This is a genomic window from Cellulomonas massiliensis JC225, assembly GCF_000312005.1.
GTDB lineage: Bacteria > Actinomycetota > Actinomycetes > Actinomycetales > Cellulomonadaceae > Cellulomonas > Cellulomonas massiliensis.
On the sequence record NZ_HE978588.1, the window covers coordinates 2,279,699 to 2,287,593 of the forward strand.

Annotated in this window: 7 protein-coding genes; 2 read left to right on the forward strand and 5 right to left on the reverse strand. The window is 76.1% G+C overall.

The window, feature by feature from the left end:
• Positions 1 to 60 precede the first annotated feature (60 nt).
• From HGCM_RS10825 to HGCM_RS10835, 3 genes are read right to left on the reverse strand one after another with little or no spacing between them, the layout of a single operon-like run.
• Positions 61 to 951, reverse strand: a complete 891-nt coding sequence (locus HGCM_RS10825; protein WP_019136857.1) for an ABC transporter permease — start codon at positions 949 to 951, stop codon at positions 61 to 63.
• Complete coding sequence (locus HGCM_RS10830; RefSeq protein ID WP_019136858.1) at positions 938 to 1,972, reverse strand: ABC transporter ATP-binding protein; 1,035 nt, start codon at positions 1,970 to 1,972, stop codon at positions 938 to 940. The genes HGCM_RS10825 and HGCM_RS10830 overlap by 14 nt, the downstream gene beginning before the upstream one ends.
• Positions 1,969 to 3,237 carry a LolA family protein gene (locus HGCM_RS10835; RefSeq protein WP_019136859.1) on the reverse strand — a complete coding sequence of 423 codons (1,269 nt, stop codon included), beginning with the start codon at positions 3,235 to 3,237 and terminating at the stop codon, positions 1,969 to 1,971. The genes HGCM_RS10830 and HGCM_RS10835 overlap by 4 nt, the downstream gene beginning before the upstream one ends.
• A gap of 94 nt (positions 3,238 to 3,331) precedes the next feature.
• On the opposite strand from HGCM_RS10835, the gene HGCM_RS10840 reads away from it, so the two are divergent.
• On the forward strand, positions 3,332 to 3,985 hold the full coding sequence (locus HGCM_RS10840) for a response regulator transcription factor (protein WP_019136860.1): 654 nt from the start codon (positions 3,332 to 3,334) through the stop codon (positions 3,983 to 3,985).
• The gene (locus tag HGCM_RS10845) at positions 3,982 to 5,358 is read left to right on the forward strand and encodes a sensor histidine kinase (protein WP_019136861.1); all 1,377 of its coding nucleotides are present in this window, start codon (positions 3,982 to 3,984) and stop codon (positions 5,356 to 5,358) included. The genes HGCM_RS10840 and HGCM_RS10845 overlap by 4 nt, the downstream gene beginning before the upstream one ends.
• 40 nt (positions 5,359 to 5,398) lie before the next feature.
• Here HGCM_RS10845 and HGCM_RS10850 read toward each other — a convergent pair whose 3' ends face one another.
• Both HGCM_RS10850 and HGCM_RS19930 read right to left on the reverse strand, forming a co-directional pair.
• The gene (locus HGCM_RS10850) at positions 5,399 to 6,877 is read right to left on the reverse strand and encodes a DHA2 family efflux MFS transporter permease subunit (RefSeq protein WP_019136862.1); all 1,479 of its coding nucleotides are present in this window, start codon (positions 6,875 to 6,877) and stop codon (positions 5,399 to 5,401) included.
• 196 nt (positions 6,878 to 7,073) lie between these two features.
• Positions 7,074 to 7,895: M15 family metallopeptidase (locus HGCM_RS19930; RefSeq protein ID WP_173390540.1), on the reverse strand; the 822-nt coding region annotated here is incomplete at its 5' end.

The window sequence follows — 7,895 nt, forward strand, 5'->3', positions numbered from 1 at the left end:
CGGGCGGTGGAGGGTCCACGACCCCGCGCCGCCGCTGGTGGCGGCGGCGCGGCTGAGCCGTCAGGACGACACGTCGGCGGTGGTGAACCGCGCCCACGCGAGCGAGGAGAACACGGCGACCCACGCGAGCTGGATCGCGAGCCCCTGGCCCAGCACGGCCCAGTCGGGCTGCAGCCGCAGCAGCTCGGCGAAGTCCAGCCAGTGGTGCGTGAGCAGGCCGGGGTGGATCGCCGAGAGCTGGGGCAGCTGGTCGAGGACGGCGGAGACGATCGCCACGCAGACGGTCGCGGCCATGGCCCCGACGGGGACCTCGGTGAGTGTCGAGAAGAAGAGACCGACCGCGACGAGCCCGGTCATCGACAGCCCGACGTAGGCCGCGACCGCGAGCACGCGCAGCACCGACTCGCCGACCGGGACGGTCGTGCCGGACAGCAGCGTGATGTCCTGCACGCCGAACAGGGCCGCCCCCGCGACGAGCCCGACCACCGCGATCGCGGCGACGGCCGCGGCGGCGAACGCCAGCGCGCCGATCGCCTTGACGAGCAGCAGGCGCGAGCGGCCCACCGGGACGACGAGCAGGTAGCGCAGCGTCCCGGTGGACGCCTCGCCGGCGACCGCGTCACCCGACGCGATCCCGATGCACAGCGGCAGCAGGAACGGCATGCACAGGAAGAGGGCGGCGACGACGAGGAACAGGCCGTTCCCGGTCACCTGCGCGATGAAGCCCGGGCCCTGGCCGGCGAGCGCCGTGTCCCGGGTGACGAACAGGACGAGCCCGAGCAGGAGCGGCACGAGGGCGAGGCCCGTCAGCAGGACGATCGCCCGGCGGCGGCCCAGCACGAGCCGCAGCTCGGAGCGCAGCAGCCGCCCGAAGGCGCCCGGTCGGCGCCGCGGCTGCTCGGCGAGACGCGGCTCGGTCGCCGCGTCGGTGGTCGGCTCAGCGAGCGACATCGAAGCCCTCCCCGGTGAGCTCGACGAACATCTGCTCGAGCGACGGGCGCTCGACACCGAAGCCCAGGACGGCCACGCCCTCGGCGACGAGCGCCGCGACCACCGCGGCCGGGTCGTGGTCGCCCACCGTCGCGGTCACGGGGGCGCCCTCCGCCCCGGCGGGCTCGTCCACCACGTCGTGCAGGCCGAGGCGCCGCAGGACCGCCGTCGCCGCCGCGACGTCGGCCGGCCGCGTGAGCAGCCGGACCCGGACGGCCTCCCGTGCGACGAGGGACTCCCGCTCGCCCTGCACGAGCAGGCGCCCGCGGCTCATGATCCCGACGTGGGAGCACACCTGCTCGATCTCCGTCAGCAGGTGGGAGGAGACCAGCACCGTCGTGCCCGCCGCCGCGAGCTCGCGCACCAGGTGCCGCACCTCGCGCGTGCCCTGGGGGTCGAGCCCGTTGGTCGGCTCGTCGAGGACGAGCAGGTCGCGCGGCCGCAGGAGCGCGGCCGCCAGCCCGAGGCGCTGCTTCATGCCGAGCGAGTACTGCCGGTACGGCTTGGCCGCCGCGGCCGCGAGCCCGACGCGCTCCAGCGCGGCCTCGGCGCGGCCGCGGGCCGTGCGGGGGTCCGCCGTCGCGTCCGCGGCCTCCAGCCGCGCGAGGTTCGCGCGGCCCGTGAGGTACGGCTGGAACGCCGGTCCCTCGACGAGGGCGCCGACGCGGGGCAGCACCGTCGCGGCCGACTCGGGCATGCGCCGGCCCAGCAGCCAGGCGACCCCGGACGTCGGCTGCACGAGGCCGAGGAGCATGCGGATCGTGGTCGTCTTGCCCGAGCCGTTCGGGCCGAGGAACCCGTAGACCGCACCGCGCGGCACGGCGAGGTCGATGCCGTCGACAGCCACCTGGCCCGACCGGAACCGCTTGGTGAGCCCCTCGGTGCGCACGGCCCAGACGGAGGCGTCAGCGACGTCCGCGGGCGCGGCGAGGGCCGCCGGGTGCACCCCGGCGGCCTCGTCGCGCGACGGTGCGACCGTCACCTCGCGAGGTCCTGCAGCACGTCGACCGGCACGGCGCCGACCAGCACGCGGCCATCGTCGAGCACGAGGACCGACAGCAGCGCGGACCGCAGCACCCGGCCGCCGTCGACCGGCGTGGTCAGCGAGTCGTAGAGCGCCGCGGTGTCGAGGTCGGGCACCGGTCCCTCGCCCTCCGCCGGCACCCACTTCTCGTACAGCTCCTGGGCGCCGCGCGACCCGAACGTCTTGCGGAAGCCCTGCGCGACCTGCGCCGGGTCGCCCTGGACGAGCGCGGCGACGTCGACGTCGGACAGCTCGACCACCGAGTCCCAGCCGGTGCCCGTGACGGACACGCCGTCCGGGAGGCCGCCCTCGAGGTGGTCCGGCCGGGCCTGCGCCATGTCGCGCGCCGACGGCATCGGCACCACGACGTCGCGCGTCGACGCCCCGGGCGGCGAGGTGAACGACAGGACGGAGTCCGGCGGCGACGCGAACGACACGTCCGTGAACCCCATCTCGAGCGCGGGGGCGTCGGCGTCGGTCGTCGACCACGCCTGCACGCGCAGCGGCGTCCAGGTCCGGGCGTCCACCGCGACGACGATGCGGTCGACGAGCGTCGTGGTGCTCGTCGGGTCGACGACCACCTGGTAGGCCGGGCGCCCGGCGACCGTGGTCGGGGCCTCGACCGTGATCGTGGCGTCCTGCTCGGCCCGCGCGAGCGCCTCGCGGCCCGCCTCCTGCGGGGTCGGCAGGTCGCCGCCGTGCACGCCGGCCATGCCGCTCGTCCCCGTCGCGCCGTCACCCCGGGCGTGCTCCTGCATCGCGTCGAACCGGGCGCGGTCCGCCTTCGAGAGCGTGTAGTGGACGACCTCCTCGTCGTCGCTCGAGTACGTCCAGGCCTCCGGCCCGTCGGTGACGACGGAGTACTCGGAGGTGGCGCCGAGCAGCGCGACGCGCGAGCGCTCCGTGCCGTCGGTCCACACCCGCAGGGTGGACGACCCGCCGAGCAGGTTCACGGGGTCCGCGCCCGCGATGTCGCCGAGGGGGATCTCCGGCAGCCCGAGCCGGGCGGTGTACACCGCCGTGCCGGACAGCGCCGTCGGCCCGGCCGCCGCCACCTTGTCGAGCAGCTGCTCCGGGGTGAGGTCGGGCAGGTCGCTGTCGGCGTTGGCGACGAGCGCCGGCCCGACGAACGCGCCGGCGACCACGACGCCGACGACGGTCGGCACGGCCCAGCGCGCGCGGCGCGCCGCTCGGGCGGACAGGGGGCGGGTCTTCTCGGTCATGGCTCCACCGTGCCACCCGCAACCTGAGGACGCGCTGAGAGCACCGGGGCGCCGCGCGTCGCCCGGCGCGCGACGCCGGTGGGATGCTGCCGGGGTGCGGGTCCTGGTGGTCGACGACGAGCGCGGGCTCGTGCGTGCGCTGCAACGGGGCCTGACGGCCGAGGGCTTCGTCGTCGACGTGGCGTACGACGGCGAGCAGGGCCTCGAGGCGGCGACCGACGTGGACTACGACGCCGTCGTCCTCGACGTCATGCTGCCGCGGCGCAACGGCTACGACGTGCTGCGCGAGCTGCGGGGCCGGGACGTGTGGACGCCGGTGCTCATGCTCAGCGCGAAGGACGGCGAGCACGACGTCGCGGACGGCCTGGACCTCGGCGCCGACGACTACCTGACGAAGCCCTTCTCGTTCGTCGTGCTGGTCGCCCGGCTGCGCGCGCTCGTCCGCCGGCCGTCGCAGGCCCGCCCGGCCGTGCTCGTCGCGGGCGACCTGGAGCTCGACCCCGCAGCCCGTACCGTCCTGCAGGACGGGCGCCCGGTGGACCTCACCGCCCGCGAGCTCGCGCTGCTCGAGTACCTCATGCGGCACGCGGACCGCGTGGTGCCCAAGCTGGAGCTGCTCGACCACGTCTGGGACGGTCCGGGGGAGGACCTCAACGTCGTCGAGGTGTACGTGGGCTACCTGCGCCGCAAGCTGGGCCGCGACACGGTGCGCACCGTGCGCGGCGCGGGGTACCGGGTGGGTGCGTGAGCGCGGACGAGGCGCAGCCACCCGCCACGGGGACGCGCGTGCGCCCGTCGTCCTCGCTGCGCGTGCGGCTGACGCTCGGCGCGACCGCCGTCGTCGCCGTGGCGCTGGCCGCCGGCGCGCTCGCGCTCACCGCGGTCCTGCAGGCCGGCCGCGTCGCGGCGCTCGACGAGGTCGTGCGCGCGCGGGTCGCGACGGTGGCCTCGCTCGTGGCGTCCGACAGCGTCCCCTCGACGCTGGGCGTCGGGCAGCCGGGGGAGATCGCGCAGGTGCTCGACGCGGACGGCCGCGTGCTCGCGACGTCGCCGACGGCGAGCCGCACGCTGCCGCTCCTGGACGCCCCGACGGCCGAGCGGCTGCGGGCGGGCGGCGGCGTCGACGTCTCCACGACGGCGACGGGCTACGACCCCGCGGCGCGCGTCGCGGTCCGCGCCACGACCTACCGGGGCCAGCCGGTGACGATCGTCGCGAGCGTGCCGCTGCAGGAGGTGCGCGGGGTCGTGCGGGCGCTGCGGGTCGCGCTCGTGGGCGTGGTCCCGGTCGTCTCCGCGATCGTCGGGCTGCTCGTGTGGGTCAGCCTCGGCCGGGCGCTGCGGCCGGTCGAGGAGCTGCGGCGCGCCGCCGCCGACGTCGCCCTCGAGGGCGGCACGCGCTCCCTGCCGGTCCCCGCCGCCGACGACGAGATCGGAGCGCTGGCGCGCACGCTCGACGCGATGCTGGCCCGGCTGCGCTCGGCCGCCGAGCGCCAGCAGACGTTCGTGGCCGACGCCGCGCACGAGCTCCGCTCGCCGCTCGCGGCCCTGCGCGCGACCGTCGAGGTCGCCGCGTCGCACCCGGGCAGCACGACGACGGCCGAGCTGGCGGCCGACCTCGAGCCGGAGATCGTGCGCATGCAGGCGCTCGTGGACGACCTGCTGCTGCTCGCGCGCCTGGGCGCCCACCCCCTCGACCGCACGGAGGTCGACCTGCTGGCCCTCACCCGACGGGTCGTCGCGTCGATCCCTCCCGACACCCGCGGCGCGGTGGACGTGACCGTGACGGGTACGGGCCGGGTGCGCGCCGACGACGCCGCGACCACGCGCGTGCTGCGCAACCTCGTGGAGAACGCCGTCCGGCACGCGCGCACCCGCGTCGAGGTCGCCGTGACCGACGGTGCGGTGACCGTCGACGACGACGGCTCCGGCATCGGGCCCGGCGAGCGTGACGTCGTCTTCGAGCGGTTCGTGCGGCTGGACGAGGCGCGCGAGCGCGACGCCGGCGGCTCAGGCCTGGGGCTGGCCATCGCGCGCGAGCTCGCCCGCGAGATGCAGGGCGACGTCACGCTCGACGGCGCGCCGGCCGGTGGCCTGCGCGCCGTCCTGCGCTTACCGGCCTGAGACGACCGACCTGCGACGGCCGTCCTGAGACGGCGCCGTGTCAGCCGTGCACGGCGACCTGCTCCGGCTGCTGCGCGTCGTGCGGCGACGCGGCCGGCGCGCGGATGGCGAGCGCGGCCGGGATGGCGACGAGCGACAGCGCCGCGCCCACGAGGAACGCGGTGTGGATGCCGCCGGCGAGCGCCGCGGTCGCGTCCGCACCCGTCCGGCCGAGCGCGAGCGCCTGCGCGGTCATGACGGTCACGAACACCGCCGTGCCCGCCGCACCGGCCACCTGCTGCACGGTGCCCACGACGGCGCTGCCGTGCGAGTACAGGTGCGGCGGCAGCGACCCCAGCGACGCCGAGAACAGCGGCGTGAACATCAGCGCCAGCCCCAGCGAGAGCAGCACGTGCGCGGCGAGCAGCACGCCCGCCGGGCTCGACGCGGTCGCCGTCGTCAGTAGCCACAGGCTCGCGCTGACGACGGCCGCACCCGGGACCACGAGCACGCGCGGCCCGAACCGGTCGTACGCCCGGCCGACGAACGGTGCGGCGAGGCCCATCGCGAGGCCGCCCGGCAGCAGCAGGAGCCCGGTCTGCAGGGGAGCGAGGCCGAGCACGTCCTGCGCGAAGATCGGCAGGAGGATGATGACGCCGAACATCGCCATCATCATGAGGGCCATCACGACGACGGACACCGTGAACACCGGCGAGCGGAACGTGCGCAGGTCCAGCAGCGCGTCGTCGGTGCGCTGCAGCTGCAGCTGGCGCGTGACGAACACCGCGAGCCCGATGGCGCCCGCCGCGAGGGCGACCCACGTCGCCGTCGGCACGGTGCCGGTCGCGATCGCGCCGATGCCGGACAGGCCGTAGACGAGGCCGCCGAACGCGATCGCCGAGAGGACGACCGACACCACGTCGACGCGCGCGACGCGCGGCTCCGTGACGTTCGGGACGAGGCGCGCACCGACGAGCAGCGCGGTGACCGCGATCGGCAGCACGAGGCCGAACATCCACTGCCACGACAGCGTCGAGAGGATGACGCCGGAGATCGTCGGGCCCAGCGCCGGGGCCACGGAGATGACGATGGAGATGTTGCCCATGGTCCGCCCGCGCGTCGCCGGCGGCGTCACGGTCATCACCGTGCTCATGAGCAGCGGGAGCATGATCGCCGTCCCCGTCGCCTGGACGATGCGGCCCGCCAGCAGCACCGTGAAGCCCGGGGCGAGGGCGCACACCAGCGTGCCCAGGCTGAACAGCGTCATCGCCGCGACGAACGTCGCGCGCGTCGTCGTCCGCTGGATGACGAACCCGGTCACCGGGATGACGACCGCCATGGTCAGCATGAAGGCGGTGGTCAGCCACTGCGCGGTCGAGGCGGTGATCGACAGGTCGGTCATGAGGTGCGGCAGCGCGACACCCATGATCGTCTCGTTGAGGATGACGACGAACGTCGCGACGAGCAGCACGCCGACGGCACGCCGGTGCTCGGGGGTCAGCGTGGCGGGCGAGGGCTCACCGGTGGTGGGCGTGGTCATGCGGGCCTCCGGTCTGACGCGCTGGAGACGCGCCGGGGCGGGCGAGGATGGGACGGACGAGCACTCGGGCAGCGGTCGCCGTCGGTCGCGACACAGTCTCCAGGTGAACACCGACACGGGTCGACGAGATTCCGCTCCGAGCGGAGGACGTGCGGGGACCGCCAGGATCGACGTGCCGCCCCGGCCGGTTGCGGGGTCAGTCCGCCGGGGGCGCCGTGGGCGCGAGCCCGTCCTCGGCGGTGCCCGAGGGCACCGGGGTGGACGTCGCTCCCTCGGTCGCGCTCGAGGAGGGGCCGGGCGTCGGGGGTGCCGTGGCCGTGCCGGTGGGCGTCGGCGTGGGGGTGCTGGTGCGCGTCGGCGTGGGCGTCGGGGACGACGACGGCGTCGGCGGCGCCGAGGGCGTCGGCGTCCGGGTGGGCGTCGGGCGCGCCGTGGGCCGTGGCGAGGTTGTCGGGGTCGGGGTCGGGGTCGGGGTCGGGGTCGGGGTCGGCTCGGCGGTCGGCCGCGGCTCCTCCGCGGCGCCGTCGGACCGGATCGGCGGCGACGTGCTCGTCGGCGGGTGGTCGACGGTGCCGAACTCCCAGTGCCACGGCTCGTGCGGGCCGCGTCCGCCCTGGTCCATGTAGGACGGGTGGTGCCAGCCGTGCTCGTCGGCGTGCTCCTGCAGCCAGCGGTACTCGGGGCTGCCGTACCGCTGCACGCCGCCGCCGAGGTCCACCGCGAGCGCCCACCCGTGGTTCGAGGTGCCGGGGACCGCCGCGAGCCACCCGCGCGACCCCTTGGCCGCCACCTGCTCCGCGTACGTCCGGTAGGCGTCGACGACCGTGAGGTGGCGCCCGAACCGCGCGCGGTACTCGGCGTCCAGCCGGACCAGCGCGTCGGCCGCGTCGCAGCGCAGGTGCTCGCCGCGTGCGAACGGCAGCTCGCACAGCACGTCGAGCGGGATGGCGCCGTTGGCGTACCCGTCCGTCGACCGCGCCTGGGCGGCGAGCAGCTCGGCGCGCTCGTCCCCGGCGGC